At 40.8% G+C, this 17,678-nt stretch carries 13 protein-coding genes; 9 read left to right on the top strand and 4 right to left on the bottom strand.

All coding sequences use genetic code 11. The annotated features are described in order from the left end of the window. Window positions 1-64: 64 nt before the first annotated feature. The 8 genes from pcaF (at window position 65) to ACY2RU_RS15940 (ending at window position 11,150) form a co-directional block, all read left to right on the top strand. Entirely contained in the window at window positions 65-1,273 is a 1,209-nt protein-coding gene (pcaF, locus tag ACY2RU_RS15975) for a 3-oxoadipyl-CoA thiolase (protein WP_490139485.1), read from the top strand. A gap of 84 nt (window positions 1,274-1,357) precedes the next feature. Continuing rightward, window positions 1,358-1,960, top strand: a complete 603-nt coding sequence (locus tag ACY2RU_RS15970; RefSeq protein WP_490139484.1) for a short chain dehydrogenase — start codon at window positions 1,358-1,360, stop codon at window positions 1,958-1,960. Between the two features lie 2 nt (window positions 1,961-1,962). Next, window positions 1,963-4,473 (top strand): phenylacetic acid degradation bifunctional protein PaaZ, encoded by a 2,511-nt coding sequence (gene paaZ, locus ACY2RU_RS15965; protein WP_490139500.1) that lies wholly within the window; start codon window positions 1,963-1,965, stop codon window positions 4,471-4,473. Window positions 4,474-4,516: 43 nt separating this feature from the next. Further along, window positions 4,517-5,269: an enoyl-CoA hydratase/isomerase family protein gene (locus ACY2RU_RS15960; protein WP_490139483.1), complete on the top strand. Its 753-nt coding sequence runs from the start codon at window positions 4,517-4,519 to the stop codon at window positions 5,267-5,269. Between the two features lie 31 nt (window positions 5,270-5,300). Beyond that, a complete protein-coding gene (locus ACY2RU_RS15955; RefSeq protein WP_490139482.1) occupies window positions 5,301-5,903 on the top strand; it encodes an acyltransferase in 603 nt (200 codons plus the stop codon). 161 nt (window positions 5,904-6,064) lie between these two features. Continuing rightward, entirely contained in the window at window positions 6,065-7,345 is a 1,281-nt protein-coding gene (locus ACY2RU_RS15950; RefSeq protein ID WP_490139481.1) for a dihydrolipoamide acetyltransferase family protein, read from the top strand. A gap of 95 nt (window positions 7,346-7,440) precedes the next feature. After that, window positions 7,441-9,504 carry an alpha-ketoacid dehydrogenase subunit alpha/beta gene (locus tag ACY2RU_RS15945; protein ID WP_490139480.1) on the top strand — a complete coding sequence of 688 codons (2,064 nt, stop codon included), beginning with the start codon at window positions 7,441-7,443 and terminating at the stop codon, window positions 9,502-9,504. Window positions 9,505-9,539: 35 nt separating this feature from the next. After that, complete coding sequence (locus ACY2RU_RS15940; protein WP_490139479.1) at window positions 9,540-11,150, top strand: T9SS type A sorting domain-containing protein; 1,611 nt, start codon at window positions 9,540-9,542, stop codon at window positions 11,148-11,150. 58 nt (window positions 11,151-11,208) lie between these two features. On the opposite strand, the gene ACY2RU_RS15935 is transcribed toward ACY2RU_RS15940, so the two are convergent. Genes ACY2RU_RS15935 through ACY2RU_RS15925 form a run of 3 tightly spaced genes read right to left on the bottom strand, consistent with a single transcriptional unit; the run spans window position 11,209 to window position 13,952 of the window. Beyond that, the gene (locus tag ACY2RU_RS15935) at window positions 11,209-11,748 is read right to left on the bottom strand and encodes a DUF4136 domain-containing protein (protein ID WP_490139478.1); all 540 of its coding nucleotides are present in this window, start codon (window positions 11,746-11,748) and stop codon (window positions 11,209-11,211) included. An 11-nt stretch (window positions 11,749-11,759) separates the two neighbouring features. Further along, on the bottom strand, window positions 11,760-13,739 hold the full coding sequence (gene hutU, locus ACY2RU_RS15930; protein WP_490139477.1) for a urocanate hydratase: 1,980 nt from the start codon (window positions 13,737-13,739) through the stop codon (window positions 11,760-11,762). A 42-nt stretch (window positions 13,740-13,781) separates the two neighbouring features. After that, entirely contained in the window at window positions 13,782-13,952 is a 171-nt protein-coding gene (locus tag ACY2RU_RS15925; protein WP_490139476.1) for a C1orf53 family protein, read from the bottom strand. A gap of 33 nt (window positions 13,953-13,985) precedes the next feature. Here ACY2RU_RS15925 and ACY2RU_RS15920 point away from each other — a divergent pair, with 33 nt between their 5' ends. Continuing rightward, entirely contained in the window at window positions 13,986-14,318 is a 333-nt protein-coding gene (locus ACY2RU_RS15920; RefSeq protein ID WP_490139475.1) for a hypothetical protein, read from the top strand. Between the two features lie 201 nt (window positions 14,319-14,519). Here ACY2RU_RS15920 and ACY2RU_RS15915 read toward each other — a convergent pair whose 3' ends face one another. Next, window positions 14,520-17,669: a choice-of-anchor B family protein gene (locus ACY2RU_RS15915; protein WP_490139474.1), complete on the bottom strand. Its 3,150-nt coding sequence runs from the start codon at window positions 17,667-17,669 to the stop codon at window positions 14,520-14,522. Window positions 17,670-17,678: the final 9 nt, after the last annotated feature.

The following is a 17,678-nucleotide window of genomic DNA, read 5'->3' as shown; positions in this document are numbered from 1 at the left end:
GTAAACCAACCGATATAATAAAATTAGGCATTCCATTTTCCTTTTTATAAAATATTTTATACATATGAAAGAAGCATATATAATTGACGGGATCAGAACACCCATAGGAAGTTACAAAGGAACGCTCAGCGCTGTGCGAACAGACGATTTGGGAGCTATGGTTATTAAAGAACTTGTAGCTCGTAATCCAAATATTCCAAAAGATGCTTATGAAGACGTGATCATGGGGTGTGCAAATCAGGCAGGTGAAGACAACCGAAATGTAGCGCGTATGGCGCTGCTGCTGGCAGGTCTGCCTTTCACCGTTCCCGGTGAAACAGTCAATAGACTGTGCAGCAGCGGACTCTCAGCAATAATCCATGCCAATAGAGCAATCAAGGCAGGAGACGGCGACGTATTTATCTCGGGTGGCGTTGAAAATATGACACGCGGACCCTACGTGATCGCAAAACCTTCTTCTGCCTTCGGAAATGATGCTAAAATGTACGATTCTAGCTTTGGATGGCGATTTGTCAATCCGAAGATGCAAGAATTGTATGGTACCGATGGTATGGGAAATACCGCCGAAAATCTTGTGGAGAAATACAATATATCTCGTGAAGATCAGGATGCATTTTCATATAAGAGTCAGATGAAAGCTTCCGCGGCACAAAAAAGTGGACGTTTAGCAAAAGAGATCGTCGCAGTAGAAATTCCGCAGCGAAAAAAAGACCCTATTATTTTTAAAGATGATGAATTTATAAAATCTGGCACCACACCAGAGATTTTAGCTAAACTACGTCCCGCCTTTAAAAAAGAGGGCGGAAGTGTAACGGCAGGAAATTCATCTGGACTAAATGATGGAGCCGCTGCAACGATCATTGCTTCCGAAGAGGCAGTTAAAAAATACAATTTAAAGCCACTTGCGCGTATTGTAAGTTCGGCTGTGGTTGGCGTAGAACCACGTATCATGGGTATTGGTCCTGTGGAGGCTTCCAATAAAGCTCTAGCTAAAGCAGGCCTTAAAATGGAAGACATGGATGTTATTGAGCTCAATGAAGCCTTTGCTTCACAAGCTTTGGCATGTATAAGAGCTTGGGGTTTAAAAGATGACGATCCACGTATAAATCCTAATGGAGGTTCTATCGCTATTGGTCATCCTTTGGGGGTAACAGGTACGAGAATTGCCTATTCCGCAGCAATAGAATTAAAGGAACAAAATAAACGCTACGCCCTTGTAACCATGTGTATTGGTGTTGGCCAGGGATATGCTGCTATTATTGAACGTGTGTAATTAATTAACGATTTGAGATTTTTTGATTTAGGATTTCAGAAGTAAAGTTCGAAAATCAACAATATTTAATCTTCAGTTTCAGATATGAAAATACTAATAATAGGAGGAAACGGAACAATCGGTAAACCCGTTACTGAACGTTTTAAAGAAGAACATCAAGTGATTGTTGCTGGACGCATGTCTGGCGATGTTACAGTCGATATTTCTTCGTCAACTTCCATCGAAAAAATGTTTAAATCGGTTGGTGTAGTTGATGCCGTGATTAACGTGGCTGGAGACGCGAAGTGGGACACCTTTAATAAACTTTCTGAAGACGACTTTTATATTGGGATCCGTTCTAAAATGATGGGGCAAGTAAATTTAGTGCGTATTGGAAGAAAATATCTGAACGATGGCGGTTCAATAACACTCACAACAGGAATTTTAGCCGATGAACCTGTAGCTATGACGACCAGTGCGGCGATGGTAAATGGAGCGATACAGAGTTTTACCATGGCTGTTGCTATGGAATTGGAACGCGGGTTGCAAATTAATTGTGTGTCTGCAGATCTGGTTGACGCCGCTTATGAAAAATATAAAAACTATTTCCCGGGCAATACACCCGTGCCAATGAATAAGATCGTTGATGGCTATGTAAAATCGGTCATGGGTAAAAACAACGGTAAAATAATTAGAATACGAGCTTAATGATGCAAAAAACACAACATTACGTACAAGGAATATGGCTGGATGGACAAGGTGATGGAACTCCTATCTTAGATTCAGTTACTGGAGAACATTTTACAAATGTCACTACGGAAGGCCTCGATATTGCTAATATCTTGCAATACGGACGCGATAAAGGCCAAACACTTCGGAAGATGACTTTTCAGGAGCGTGGCAATATGATTAAAAAATTGGCGATGTATCTCACCAAGCGAAAAGCCGATTTTTATGAGTTGAGCTATCGTACAGGTGCAACCAAGATCGATAGTTGGATCGATATTGAAGGTGGCTTCGGAAATTTATTTGCAAATGCCTCGCTTCGGAAACTGTTTCCAAATCAGCCCTTCCACGTAGAAGGTGATCCAATTGACCTTTCTCGCGGCGGACGCTTTATGGCGCATCATATCATGGTACCACGCGAAGGTGTTGCGGTACATATAAACGCCTTTAATTTCCCTGTCTGGGGAATGCTTGAAAAATGTGCTGTCAATTGGATGGCCGGAATGCCAGCAGTAGTTTTACCTGCACCACAAACCGCTTATTTAACTGAAGCTGTTGTAAGAGAGATCATTGCCTCAAAAATCCTTCCCGAAGGTGCTTTACAACTTATTAGTGGTACCGCAAAAACAATATTAGATACCGTTCAATCACAAGACGTTGTTACCTTTACAGGTTCTGCTAAAGTAGGGAGACTGCTTAAAAATCATCCGCAGCTAACCGAAGAATCGGTTCCTTTTACCATGGAAGCCGATTCACTAAATGCTTCGATATTAGGTGAAGATGCTGTTCCCGGAACACTAGAATTCGACTTATTTATAAAAGAAGTAAGAAACGAAATGACCGTTAAATGTGGTCAAAAATGTACCGCGATTCGTCGAATTATCGTTCCTGAAAAATTAATGGAAGATGTTCAAATTGCCTTAGGAAAGGCGCTTGACAAAGTAACTATAGGTGATCCAAGACTCAAAGAAGTTCGTATGGGTGCTTTGGTAAACGACGCACAGCGAAATTCAGTAAATGAACAAGTAGCAAAAATTACAAAGACAGCGCAAGTTGTCTACGGAAATACATCAGATTTTGAAACGGTAGGTGCCGATGCACAAAAAGGAGCATTTATTAAACCAATTTTACTTCGGGAAGACCAGCCGCTAAAAAATGAGGGTGCGCATATTACCGAAGCCTTCGGACCCGTAAGTACGCTCATGCCATATAAAAACTTGGACGAAGCGATCACGCTTTCTAAAATGGGGAAGGGATCATTGGTGAGTTCGATCATTACAAATGACAATAAAATTGCGCGAGATTATACGATTTCCGCAGCAACACATCACGGAAGAATTTTAGTGCTAAATCGTGAAAGTGCTAAACAAAGTACAGGTCACGGTTCGCCATTACCTAATTTGATCCACGGCGGTCCAGGACGCGCGGGTGGTGGTGAAGAAATGGGCGGTATGCGCGGTGTAAAACACTATTTGCAACGTTGCGCGATTCAAGGTTCCCCAACAACGCTCACCGAAATTACAGGGATTTATCAACCCAATGCCGATTATAAAGAAGCGCCAAAACATCCGTTTCAATATCATTGGGACGATATTGAGCCAGGTATGTCTTTAAAGACACATAACCGTACGATCACCGATACCGATATTGTTAACTTCGGAAATATCACTTGGGATCACTTCTACGCCCATACCGATATTACTTCTCTCGACGGAAGTATCTTCGAACAGCGAACCGCACACGGCTATTTTATTATTTCTATGGCGGCCGGACTATTTGTTTATCCAAACAAAGGACCTGTAGCTGCCAACTACGGCTTGGAGGAAATTCGATTTTTACGTCCAATATATCACAATGACACGCTATATGTGCGCTTAACATGTAAGCAAAAGATCGATCGCGATCCTAAAGGAAAGGAACTGCCTAGTGGTATTGTAAAGTGGTATGTTGAGGTTTTTGATGTAAACCCTTCCGAAGACCAAGAACCTTTGGTTGCTATAGCGACCATTTTAACGATGGTAGAAAAGAAACAAACCGTTTTTACAGAGATGACCGCGGAAACGATTGAAGATTCTCTTCGGAAATTAACCGAAGATGCAAAACCAAAATGGGGAAGTCTCACGCCGCAATTGATGATCGAGCATTTGGAGTATACTTACCGAATTGCCTCTGGTGAAATTCAGGATTTTGAAATTGCTACTCCCGAGAAAATTCTAGATAAGGTGCAAGAAACACTTTATAATTATGAACCAATGCCAAAGGAATATGACTTTCCGTTGGCCGAACAATCAAAGATCTCAGAAGCAAAACATCCTGATCTAGAAACGGCAAAAGCCAAAATGCTCGAAGCTCGAAATGCCTATTTGGCGTATTTTAAGAAGCATCCCGATGCAATCCTCAAAAATGTAGTTTTTGGTGAGCTTAATAGGTATGAATGGTATTTGATGGAACGAAAACATTTAAATCATCATTTTGAACAATTTAATTTAATATAAAACGAATGCGCAATGAATGATGCGTATTGACAATTAAAAAAACATGAGTGATCCTTACGTAAATCAAAAGATAGAAAACGGAATTTCAACCATAGAGTTCTTTCACCCAGCGCACAACAGTTTGCCAGGTGATATTCTAGCCAAATTGGTCGAGGAGATCAATGCGGCTGGAGCGAACGAGGATGTAAAAGTTATCATCCTTAAAAGTGGCGGTGAACGTACATTTTGTGCGGGAGCTAGTTTTAAGGAACTGATCAATATCAATGATGCCGAAACAGGACGTGTCTTTTTTAGCGGTTTCGCAAATGTGATCAACGCCATGCGGAAATGTCCTAAATTCATTATCGGACGCGTACAAGGTAAAACCGTAGGAGGTGGTGTAGGTGTTGCCTCGGCAACCGACTATTGCATGGCATCCAAATTTGCTTCGATTAAATTGAGTGAATTGAATGTTGGGATCGGACCGTTTGTTGTTGGGCCGGCAGTGGAGCGTAAACTCGGACTCACAGGGATGTCGCAAATCGCGATTGATGCAAATACATTTTATGATGCCGAATGGGCACGTCAAAAAGGGTTGTATGCACAAGTTTATGATTCTACTGAAGCGCTCGATGAGGCCGTTCAGGCTTTTGCTGAAAATTTATGTACCTACAATCCAGAAGCAATGAAAGAAATGAAAAAGATCCTATGGGCAGGTACCGAAGATTGGGATACCTTATTGGCAGAACGCGCCGCTATTAGCGGCCGATTGGTGCTTTCAGAATTTACAAAAGAAACACTGAAACGATTTAAATAAAAATTATCCACTACAAAAACACTCTAAATAAATGATTTACTCCTTTAAAGGTCACATACCCGTAATTCATGAATCAAGCTTTGTGCACCCCTTGGCTGCCGTTACTGGCAATGTCATTATTGGCAAAGATTGTTACGTTGGGCCGGGCGCTGCGATACGCGGCGATTGGGGTGAGATCATTTTGGAAGATAGCGTGAATGTACAAGAGAATTGTACGGTGCACATGTTCCCAGGGAAGTCAATTGTACTTAAAAAAGGAGCACATATTGGCCACGGAGCCATCATTCATGGGGCAAATCTTGGTCAAAACTGTCTCATTGGAATGAATAGTGTGATCATGGATGATGCCGAAATTGGTGATGAATGTATTGTAGGTGCCATGAGTTTTGTCAAAGCTGAAACGATCTTTGGTAAGCGTCAATTGATCGTGGGAAATCCAGCAAAAGCCATTAAGGAGGTTTCAGAAGAAATGATCGCTTGGAAAACAGCTGGAACCAAGTTGTATCAGCAATTACCAACAGATTGTCATGAGAGTTTGCGTGAGGTAGCACCGCTACGGGAAATTCCAAAAAACCGACCCGTACAAGAAGATTTTTATAAAACGCTTCAAGATATGAAGAGAAATAAGGAATAAGAAAATTGTTTGGGCGTTCCCCAAACACTCACTGCGTTCGGTTTGCGTCGGGCTTTCGGTGGTACATGGTACCTTACCTCAATCCCTAACGCGCGCTAGGATATAAATAAGAAACAAAGAACGTTTTAAGACGTTTTCAGAATAAAAAAATAAAAGACTGCATGTCAAAAATTGAATTCACAATGCCCAAAATGGGAGAGTCTATCACCGAAGGAACCATTCTTAATTGGCTGGTTCAAGAAGGAGAATCTTTTGAAGAAGGCGACATCCTCGTGGAAGTCGCAACCGATAAAGTAGATAACGAAGTGCCTGCACCTTCCGCAGGAACCATGATCTCGCATCACGTTTCAGCAAAAGACGTGGTTCCTGTAGGAGCTGTGATCGCTCTTTTAGAATTGTCTGAAAGTTCTTCGAGTGCTAAAGTTTCCGAAGAAAAAACACCTCAGAAAAAGATAGTTTCTGCTAATAAGCAACCTAAAAAAGTTCAAAGTGCTAGTTCAAAGTCGTATAAGGTAAACGAAAATCTGTTTATCTCACCCTTGGTAGATGCCATCGCGAGAAAGAACCATATTTCGTATGAAGAACTCGCAAGAATTACGGGAACAGGGAAAGATGGCAGGCTGCGAAAAAGTGATGTAACTCATTATCTTAACGAAGGACGACCTTTTCAGTTTGCCCAAGCGGTTTCAGAAAATAGCGGATTCAAAATTCCAGATCTAAAATTTGACAAGGGAACAGGGAAAATTGTGGAAATGGATCGTATGCGCGAAATGATCGCAGATCATATGGTTTATAGTAAACATACGTCACCACACGTTACTGCGTATGTTGAGGCAGATCTTAGCGACATGGTAAACTGGAGAAATGCCAATAAGATCGCTTTTCAGGAAAAACACAATGAAAAATTAACTTTTACACCGCTTTTTATTGAAGCAGTTGCGAAAGCGATTGAAGATTTCCCAATGATCAATTCGACTTTAGACGGTAAAAATATTATCGTTAAAGAAAATATCAATATAGGGATGGCTACGGCCCTACCTAGCGGAAATTTGATCGTTCCTGTTGTGCAAGATGCTAATAAGAAGAATTTAAAAGAACTTGCGGCTGCTACTAATGCTTTAGTTGGAAAAGCAAGAGATAATAAGTTGAAAGCAGACGATACGAAGGGCAGCACCTTTACGATTAGTAACGTAGGTACCTTCGGAAGTTTAATGGGAACTCCAATTATCAATCAGCCGGAAGCTGCAATTCTAGCCACAGGTATTATTAAAAAGCGGGCGGAGGTTATAGAAAAACCAGAAGGTGACACCATTGAAATACGCAGTATGATGTATCTCTCCCTGTCTTTTGATCACCGCATAGTAGATGGTTATTTAGCTGGTTCATTCTTGCGGAGGATTGCCGACTATATGGAGCAGTTTGATAGTTCTCGAACCTATTAAAACGAGGGGTCAAATACTGTCAAGACCGCTATAAAAAGGACGGTATAAGTACGATTTTGAATGTGAATTGCATTCGCACTGATTTGAAAAGAAAAATGGAAAAAGATATTCTTAAAAAAGCCTTTAAAAATGTTGCAACGGCCAAGGCCATGACCGAGATCTATGAGGAAAATTTTAAAGTAGTTTCTAAATATGTTCATGCTACATCTCGTGGTCATGAAGTCATTCAAACTGCATTAGGAATGCAACTTAAGCCGCAAGATTATGCCTTTCCGTATTATCGCGATGACTCTATATTGTTGGCTATTGGAATGACACCGTACGAGTTGATGTTGCAGGTTTTGGCTAAAAAAGATGATCCGTTTTCTGCGGGTCGTACCTACTATTCGCATCCAAGTTTACGCGATGACGATAAGCCTAAAATTCCGCATCAAAGTAGTGCAACAGGGATGCAGGCCATTCCAGCAACAGGTGTCGCGATGGGCTTTTGGTATAAAGAAAGTCTTGGAAAAGACGAAGCGATTGCACAACAAGTTCGCAATGACCGGCCAATCGTAGTGTGTTCTTTAGGGGATGCCTCTGTGACTGAAGGGGAGATTGCTGAAGCCTTTCAAATGGCAGCTTTAAAGCAATTACCTATTCTTTATTTAGTACAAGATAACGGTTGGGATATTAGCGCAAACGCGGCAGAAACACGTGCGCAGAACGCGGCGGAATACGCGGCGGGATTTCATGGTTTGGAAGCTATTTCTATAGACGGAACCAACTTTGAAGAAAGCTATAATACCATTCAGGAGGTTATTGAAAAGATCCGTACCGAGCGTAGGCCTTTTTTAATACACGCCAAAGTTCCCTTGCTTAACCACCACACTTCGGGGGTGCGTATGGAATTTTATCGCGATGATCTGGAGGAAGCGCGTAGTCGTGATCCATTTCCGAAGCTGCAAAAATTACTTTTAGACAATGGCTTTTCTGAAAAAGAAATTAACGAAATGGTCACTTCGGCAGAGACCGAAGTCGCTGCAAGTTTAGACCGTGCTCTTAAAGCTGAGGACCCAAAACCTGAAGATCTATTTACGCACGATTTTGCACCAACACCTATCACCGAAGAGGTTGGTGAACGCTCGCCAGAAGGCGGTGAGAAAGTAGTTATGGTTGATTGTGCGCTATTTGCGATCGAAGAATTGATGGCGAAACACAAGGAATGTCTGTTGTACGGACAAGACGTAGGTGGTCGTTTGGGAGGTGTTTTTCGCGAAGCTGCTACGCTAGCACAAAAATTTGGCGACAACCGTGTTTTTAACACGCCTATTCAGGAAGCATTTATTGTTGGATCTACCGTTGGAATGAGTGCCGTAGGTTTAAAACCTATTGTTGAGGTACAATTTGCCGATTATATCTGGCCGGGGCTTAACCAATTATTTACGGAAGTGAGTAGAAGTTGTTATCTCTCGAACGGAAAATGGCCTGTTTCGATGATTCTTCGCGTGCCTATTGGCGCCTACGGAAGCGGCGGACCGTATCATTCTTCTTCGATGGAAAGTGTGGTGACTAATATACGCGGACTCAAAATTGCGTATCCGAGTAATGGAGCCGATCTAAAAGGTTTATTGAAAGCGGCATATTATGACCCTAATCCCGTGGTGATTTTTGAACATAAAGGGTTATACTGGAGTAAGGTGAAAGGCACGAAAGGAGCCACTTCTTTGGAGCCTAGTGAAGATTATATGTTGCCCTTCGGAAAAGCTTGGGTATTACAAGAAATTTGGCCGCAAGAGGAAGACGAAACGCTTTCTATTATTACCTACGGAATGGGAGTTCATTGGGCGATGAACGCTTCCGAAGCCTTAGGGATGAAAGACAAAATTGAAGTTGTTGACCTACGTACGTTACATCCTTTAGACTATGACACTGTTTTTAAAAGTGTCAAAAAGTGCGGAAAATGTTTGGTCGTGACCGAAGAACCTTCAGAAAATAGTTTCAGTAGAGCGTTGCAAGGTCGTATTCAGGAGGAGTGTTTTCAGCAGTTAGATGCACCCGTAATGATCATTGGTTCTGAAAATATGCCTGCGATTCCGCTTAACTCGGTTTTAGAGCAAACCATGATCCCTTCCGTGGAAAAAGTAAAAGCAAAGATTGAAGAATTGTTAGCCTATTAATTTTTAGTACCTTTTCTGTTCGAAAACCGAACTTTATGAAAATACTTACTACAATTTTGTGCTTAATGGTCTCTTGCTTTGCGCAGGCGCAATGGACCACAGATACTGATATAAATACTTTAGTAGCAGATTCAGAAGCTGTCGATATGAAAGCTGTAGGAACTTCAAATGGTAAAACATATGTGGTTTTTTGGAAAGTGGTTCCAGCTCCAGTCAACATTGAACTTAGAATGCAAATTTTAGATGCCGGTGGTAATCTAACACTGGGTACTGAAGGTATGTTGATCAGTGATCAAATCCCTATGAGTACATTTACGGTACTTTGGAGCGTAACTTTAGATGCAAATGATAATATATACATAGGTGTCACTGGAACGGGTGGGGGTGACCCTGCTTTTGTTTTTAAATTAGATTCCTTAGGAAATCACTTGTGGAATGCTAATGGAGTGAATGTAGGTAGCGGAAATATCGTTACTGTTTTGCCACTCACTTCTGGTGAGGCAATAGTAAGTTGGCTGTCATCTACGGGTGCTGTTATGCAGAAGTACGATAACAATGGGACAACAGTTTGGCCAACGACACAAACCATAACTACAGGAAGTGGAGTGACTGCGCCAGCGAACTTTTTTGAAATTACTGGAGGCGATTATATTGCGGTTTTTCACCTACTAACGGGTGGAATCACTAGTAATTTATATGCGCAACGCTATAACGCTAGCGGAGATGCACAATGGACCAATGCGGTGCAAATTTCAGCTAAGAGCACAGCCTTTAACAGAAGTTACGAAGGTGTTCAAAATGGTGATGTGGTTTATATGGCTTATTTTGGTCCCGATGGAAGTCGGTTTGACTCGTATGTGCAACGTATCAATCCCGACGGATCGCTTCCTTGGGGAGCAAATGGAGCCGATTTTAGCACGAATACAACCGACAATGAAATGTCATCGTCCATAGCGATCAATGATAATGCCTCAGCCATATATGTGGTAGCAAATTATTCAGATGGGAGTCAGAATATGAAAGGTGAGTATATTCAAAAATTTGACCCTGAAACGGGTGCCCGAATGTTTACCGAAACGGCTAAGGAGATTTATGCTATTGGCGATGAAAAAGTTCATGCCGGTAAACTTCACCTATTAAATAACCAACCCTGGTTTCTTATAAAAAATGGCTTTGATAACGGAGTGTCTCCGGTCACTCTGGAAGCCGTTTATCTCGATAGTGATGGCGCATTTGTCTGGCCTGAAGAAACGCGACCGCTTGCCACCTTTGCTGCAAATAAAAGTAGAATTCATTATACAGCTCCTGCAAATGGCCAAAGTGTCACTGTCTTTGTTGAAGATAAGGGGAATGGTTCAAAAATATACGGACAGAGCGCAGTGGAAGAAGTTTTAAGGGTTGATGATATCTCTAAAAGCTCCATGGTTTACACAAACCCAGTCAATGACATATTTACTTTAGAAAGTAGTAGCGCGATTGACAAAATTTCTATTTATAATCTACTAGGACAACTAGTGTTTCATTCAATATATAATAACGAAAATAACATCGTAATTCATACAGAAAACTGGACATCTGGCCTGTATCTAATGACTGTTTCTACGGAAGCTGGCAAGTCTGAAGGTCTAAAACTGGTGAAGCAATAGCTATAAATAAAAAATACAGATAAAAAAAGGCTGTCGTAATCTGACAGCCTTTTGTGTTTTATTTTTTATCCGCTCCTGGAGGATATTTCTCCATGATTTCCCGAACGATCTCTCGAATACGGGCTTCTTTCTTTTCTACATTGCCTGTTACAAGACTTCCTGTGCCAACGCCCTGCCAAACGAGTTGATTGTTTTTTGCATCAATAAGATCAATATACAACGATCCTTCGGTAGTTCGCGAAACTTGATTTCCGTAGTAACCGCCATACCAAAAAGGATTCCAGCCCCATCCCGGACCAAAATTATTGTTGTACACATCTACTCGTTCACGTTCTTTGGTAAAAATACTCACCAAAAGATCGGGTTGTTCAGACTTGCTCATTCCTTTTAGAACAAGTTCAGATTCAATAGCACGTAAAATTCTGCGTTTGTCTAGATCTGAGACCTGTGTTTTATCAATTCCTGGTTTATAAAAAGCAAATGTGTTGTAATTATTGAAATTCGCTTCTCTGTCGTAATCTGCGGCAACACGCACCGAAGAACACGATGTAAGCACAAGCACTACTAATAATGCGGGTACAAATTTAAAAATTTTCATAGCGTTTTTATTTAATTAAGTAAATCATCATCAACAAAATTAGGAAGCGTGACCTTTAAATTAGGATTTCTTTTCATCTCCCTTTTTATAGCAAAAATAGCTTCGTCATTTCGTGCCCAACTACGTCTTGCGATACCATTATTTACATCCCAAAATAACATAGATTCTAAGCGTCGTTGTGCATCATCACTACCATCAAGAACCATACCGAAACCACCATTTATAACCTCGCCCCAGCCAACGCCACCGCCGTTATGAATGCTTACCCAAGTGGCGCCTCGGAAGCTATCTCCAATAACATTATGAATGGCCATATCGGCTGTAAATCGGCTGCCATCATAAATATTTGACGTTTCTCTAAAGGGAGAATCGGTACCTGACACATCGTGATGATCTCTTCCTAAAATGACCATTTCTATTTTTCCTTCGGAAATAGCTTTGTTAAATGCTGAAGCAATCTTCATTCTACCTTCCGCATCTGCGTAAAGAATCCGTGCTTGGCTTCCTACGACCAATTTATTCTCTTGGGCTCCTTTGATCCATTGAATATTATCGGCCATTTGCTGCTGTATTTCGCTAGGCGCATCTTTCTTCATGGTCTCTAAAACCTCACAAGCGATCGCATCGGTGGTTGCCAGATCTTCAGGTTTTCCAGAAGCACAAACCCAACGAAAGGGGCCAAAGCCATAATCGAAGCACATGGGTCCCATGATATCCTGAACATAGCTAGGATACTTAAAATCTATTTTATTTTCTGCCATGATATCGGCGCCAGCTCTAGAAGCTTCTAAGAGGAAGGCATTTCCGTAGTCAAAGAAATAGGTTCCTTTGGCTGTATGTTTATTGATCGCTTCGGTATGACGTCTTAACGACCGTTGCACTTCTTTTTTAAAGGCTTCGGGGTCATTAGCCATCATTTCGTTTGAGGCTTCGTAGGTAAGTCCTACGGGGTAGTAACCTCCCGCCCATGGATTGTGAAGGGATGTTTGGTCACTTCCAAGGTCAATATGAATATTTTTCTTGTCAAAGGCTTCCCATACGTCAACGATGTTCCCGTCATAAGCGATAGAAACTGTTTCCTTTTGGTTTAAGGCCGCTTGAACCCGTTCGCATAATTGGTCGAGATCTGAAATTACTTCGTCAACCCAGCCTTGCGAATGGCGTGTATGCGTGGCTTTCCTGTTTACTTCACCACAAACGGTAACGCAGCCTGCGATATTTCCTGCCTTAGGTTGAGCGCCACTCATTCCGCCAAGACCCGAAGTGACGAAAAGTCCGCCTTTCGGAGATTTTTTTATTTTTCTGAAACCATTCAAAACCGTGATGGTTGTTCCGTGTACAATACCCTGCGGACCAATATACATATAGCTTCCTGCTGTCATTTGCCCGTATTGTGTTACACCCAAGGCATTAAATTTCTCCCAATCATCTGGCTGTGAATAATTTGGGATCATCATTCCATTGGTAACGACCACGCGAGGTGCGTCTTTATGCGATGGGAATAATCCTAAAGGATGTCCAGAATACATAACGAGGGTTTGTTCATTGGTCATTTGCGAGAGGTAGTACATAACCAATCGGTATTGTGCCCAATTTTGAAATACGGCGCCATTTCCACCGTAGGTGATCAGCTCGTGCGGATGTTGTGCTACGGCGTGATCCAAATTGTTTTGGATCATAAGCATGATCGCTTTGGCTTGATCAGATTTTCCAGGGTATTCGGAAACGGGACGGGCGTATATTTTGTGATCTGGGCGAAAACGGTACATGTAGATACGACCATAATTTTCTAGCTCAGAGCGAAATTCGGGTAGGAGTGTGGCGTGATGTTCTTTATCAAAATACCGAAGCGCATTGCGAAGGGCGAGCTTGGTTTCTTCCGCAGAAAGAATTTTTTTACGTTTGGGAGCATGATTTACCTTAGTATCGTAGGGTTTTAGCTTTGGAAGTTGCTGGGGAATGCCTTGTTGTATTTCTTCTTTAAACGTCATTTTTTCAGTATTGAGTGTCAATATTTCTGTTTCTTGCAAGAACTAAGACTGCGTATTCGTTTTTTTGTCGAATCCGTATGGGCAATGGCGACAACCACTTTCGCAGCAATAACCACGCTTTAAGTGGTATTGTTCTGTAAAGCATTTGTAGCCTTCAGGGGTGAGGTAATAATCTCCTTCTTCGATTTCTATTTTTTTCTTCGGAAACAGCATAGTACAAAAATAACATTTTCTTATCTTGATTGAATGATAGTTGTCATAAGTAGTTTTTTACTTCGGAAGGGTTTTAACGGAATCACCCTTTGGCCTTTTGTGATCTTAAGACATCAGGCGCTTCGAGTAGATGTTGTTTTGATGAATCACGAACGTATTCATTTACGTCAACAGCTTGAATTATTGATTATTTTCTTTTACATATGGTATATTGTTGAATATGCTTACCGGTTATTTCAATATAAAGATAGAAGAACTGCTTACCGAAATATAAGTTTTGAACGAGAGGCTTATGCCAATGAAAGAGACCTCAATTATTTAAAAAAGAGATCCTTTTGGAATTTTTTGAAATATAATACGGCCTAATGCACTACCGACAATGTTAGATGATGTGTACTTGGAAAGGTAGATGCCGAAATATTTAAAGAAGGTGTTGCTCTGGATATTACTGCAATATCATATCAAAAACTTGTAAGCTTAGTACATATTAACCGCATAGGGTTATGGATATAAAAAAAGCCTTCAGTATTGTATACTGAAGGCTTTATATGATTATTTTAAAGTGAATTAGTACTTAATCACTTTCTTAGTGATCGAACCAGCTTCGGTTTGGATTTCAACAAAATAAACAGTTGTTTCTAGTGAAGAAAGGTCTAGTTTATATTCGTGATCTTCTTCAGAAATAATATTTACAATTCGTCTTCCACGTAGATCAGAAACTTTTACGCTTTTGATCGTTGTATTTGGAGAAGCGATAGTGATGATGTTTTTTGTTGGATTTGGGAAAATGGCAATGGTATTAAGCATATTGTCATTTGGCCCAAGAACTTCTTCTTCAAACTGAAGTGTGAATCTACCTTCGTAGGTGTTTTTATCACTCTTAAAAGTATAATCAGAGTTTGTTAGATCTGTAATAATACCCAACTCATTGTCAATTAAATTAACGATAACGTTAGAAATACGCTCCCCTTCCAGCTTAGCAATAGAAATTGTGTATTCAAGTTCTGCTGGTACCTGAGTGGTAAATCCCATTGGAATTTTCATACTAGTCTCAAATTGTGGCATGGTTTGGATACCTAATTGTTCACTACCATCTTGAAGATGAGAGAAAATAGATACCACCGTTGCTAATCTTTCCGTATCAAGACGTGCGTCGAAATTTTCTGTTCCAGCAGGATTGAAAGCAACACCAGTATAACTACCAACACCATATTCTGCATTGCGTACTTCAAGTGTTAGTCTGTCGATATTCATTTCTTCGCTAGCATTACGAAGTGTTGTATTACCACTTGTAAGTCGGATGTCATTAATAAAAGACATGGTTCCTGCTCCTTGAGACTTAATTAGAAACCCTTGTCCTGTTGAGATAACACCATTTGGTGTTGTACTTGTCCCTGGATCGTTTGGTGCAGGAATTCCCATAGAGCCATTGTACATTGATAGGTCGTCCATATCAAAATTCATGGCATTTGAACCAGGCAAGCTAGTGCTTGGCGGCGTTAAATGTTCCCAAAAATAAACTTCGTTAATTAATGTATTGTTATTAATTAATGCTTGGGCATTGATAGGTGAAGCATATGGGTTAGCCATTAAATGCGGTGTCCCTGTTGGATTATCAATAGGTCCGTTATATGTAAGTGGCATATTGACATCACCATTGTTTAAAGTTCCTAATGTATAGGTCATGTCATATGAAGTAACTGCTGGGTCGTTATAGCTATTTTGAGGACGAACTATATATCCTTCACCTACATTGATATTTCCGTTGTATGTCTCAAGCCATTTCCCGTTAGTGAATTTATCATCTACAAAGTTTGTTCCTCCTGAAGGCACTCCAGCAAGTGGATAGAAATTGGCAGGTGTGTTTTTCAGAACTAGGAATGCATCTGTAAATACATCGTTTCTAGTTTCGGCATCCATAGGGCTTCCCATGACCATAAAATCTCGGTTACTAAGTACAGGTGTGGTAAGTTCAACATTAATAGTTGCACCTGCATTTTTAGTAACAGTGGCAGTTGGGTCTGTTTGAACTACACTTCCTTGATGCTTCACAATTAAGTTTCCATTTACAACAATGTCTCTTTCAATTTGAATGAAGTCACCCGCATTAACTGTTAAGGTCTTGGTAGCATCAATCTCACATGAGCAGGCCGTTATGCTTGCTGCGCCTGTACCAGAAGTGTCGTAATTGTCACTAATTTTTACGTGAGATCCTATGTTTGGAGTTCCGTTGGTCCAAAGTCCTGCACCTATAGGTTCAGTAGTTTGAGCTTCAACAGTAATTGTTGTTGCGCAGGTTGATTTGAGTCCGTAGTCATCTTCAATCTCAAATGTCACATTAAAGGTGCTTCCTGCGTCTTCACATGTAAAAGTCATTTCATCTTGACCATCAATAGTCATTGTGGTAAGATTCATTGGCATATTGTCTGAAGAGCCATTGTCTAAGTCGGCTGCCGTAACAGTAACAGTACCCAAATCTGGATCTAATGTAGCGGTATACGCCTGACAAACTGCTGTTGGAGGGATATTGTCATAAAAAGGGTCTTTAACGATAAAGAAACCTTCATCATAATTACTAACAATGATATTGCCACTTTCAAAATAAGGATAAACGTTCCATGCTCCGTGAAAGCTATTTGAGTTACTTGCCTGATAGGTGTCAAACGAGTTTACTTCGGTCATATTCTGATTTGCTATATCATCTATTTTCAGAATTCTTACTCCTGCAGAGTAGCTTGCTTGATAGAATCTATTTCCTCGTATATAGCCATTATGGTCAATAGCAGATGTAGGACCGTAATAATTGAAATGCAGTGCTGGAGAATCAAGATCACTCAGGTCAAGAACAATTGTTTTTGTGTTAAAACCATTGTCCATCTCATCATGCTCATCACCTAATAAGAAATATCGTTGATCTTCGGTAAACCATCCTTGGTGTGTATAGCCAAAGTTAGCATATGTTATAGTTCCTAATAAGGTTATGCTGGCTTTATTTGTTACGTCTAAGATAACAACCTCATCTTCATTACTTCCAATAAATATTTCTTTTCCAGTATGCTCTGTGTCAGGGCCATTGTACGTCACTACTTGTGCATCATGCGTATATCCTTGTGCCGTGTAGTCTCCTAGGAGTGTTGGGTTTTCAGGGTCTACTGTTAAATCGAAGAAAATAACTGTATCAGTTCCTGGATTGCTATCTAGTCTAGATCCAAGAATGTATGCAACACCAGTGTCTTCATTGATGATAATATTGTGAGCATCACCAAAACGACCGTCATAACCGTCTTCGGCAAAGGTTCGATTGGCATCTGTAGAGAGTCCTCTTAAGTTTGTAAGATCAAAGATCTGTAAGCCGTGATTACTTGCTTCACTTACAATATAGGCGTGGTTATTGTATACTTTTACATCTCTCCATGAACTGGAAGAATTATTGTGACTCATTAAGCGGCCCAATCTTCTTGGGTTTACAGGGTCAGTGATATCAATGAAGAAGGTGCTGTTGTTTAAGCCTACAATAGCATATTCTTTCCCATCATTTGGATCTGTCCATCCCCAAGAATCATTTCCTGAAGATGCTCCTAGTTGTCCTAAACTAAGCCTTGATTGAAGCGTTAGGCCATCACAGTCGTAACCTGCAGCTGTACCACTGCTACATGGTGTTTGGGCAAAAGATAGGGTTCCAACGAATAATAGGGTGGTTAGTATGATGTTTTTCATAAATGCGGG

The organism is Ulvibacter sp. 2305UL32-6 (assembly GCF_058148545.1).
Note: the sequence above shows the minus strand (reverse complement) of the source record. Positions and strands in the feature narration are given on the sequence as shown.

Excerpts from the sequence above, each read along its gene's own strand:
- ACY2RU_RS15925 (WP_490139476.1), bottom strand. The coding sequence starts at position 13,952 with ATGCTGTTTCCGAAGAAAAAAATAGAAATCGAAGAAGGAGATTATTAC.
- ACY2RU_RS15940 (WP_490139479.1), top strand. The coding sequence starts at position 9,540 with ATGAAAATACTTACTACAATTTTGTGCTTAATGGTCTCTTGCTTTGCG.
- ACY2RU_RS15920 (WP_490139475.1), top strand. The coding sequence starts at position 13,986 with ATGATAGTTGTCATAAGTAGTTTTTTACTTCGGAAGGGTTTTAACGGA.
- ACY2RU_RS15945 (WP_490139480.1), top strand. The coding sequence starts at position 7,441 with ATGGAAAAAGATATTCTTAAAAAAGCCTTTAAAAATGTTGCAACGGCC.
- paaZ (WP_490139500.1), top strand. The coding sequence starts at position 1,963 with ATGCAAAAAACACAACATTACGTACAAGGAATATGGCTGGATGGACAA.
- ACY2RU_RS15935 (WP_490139478.1), bottom strand. The coding sequence starts at position 11,748 with ATGAAAATTTTTAAATTTGTACCCGCATTATTAGTAGTGCTTGTGCTT.
- ACY2RU_RS15950 (WP_490139481.1), top strand. The coding sequence starts at position 6,065 with ATGTCAAAAATTGAATTCACAATGCCCAAAATGGGAGAGTCTATCACC.
- ACY2RU_RS15970 (WP_490139484.1), top strand. The coding sequence starts at position 1,358 with ATGAAAATACTAATAATAGGAGGAAACGGAACAATCGGTAAACCCGTT.
- ACY2RU_RS15960 (WP_490139483.1), top strand. The coding sequence starts at position 4,517 with ATGAGTGATCCTTACGTAAATCAAAAGATAGAAAACGGAATTTCAACC.
- pcaF (WP_490139485.1), top strand. The coding sequence starts at position 65 with ATGAAAGAAGCATATATAATTGACGGGATCAGAACACCCATAGGAAGT.
- ACY2RU_RS15915 (WP_490139474.1), bottom strand. The coding sequence starts at position 17,669 with ATGAAAAACATCATACTAACCACCCTATTATTCGTTGGAACCCTATCT.
- ACY2RU_RS15955 (WP_490139482.1), top strand. The coding sequence starts at position 5,301 with ATGATTTACTCCTTTAAAGGTCACATACCCGTAATTCATGAATCAAGC.
- hutU (WP_490139477.1), bottom strand. The coding sequence starts at position 13,739 with ATGACGTTTAAAGAAGAAATACAACAAGGCATTCCCCAGCAACTTCCA.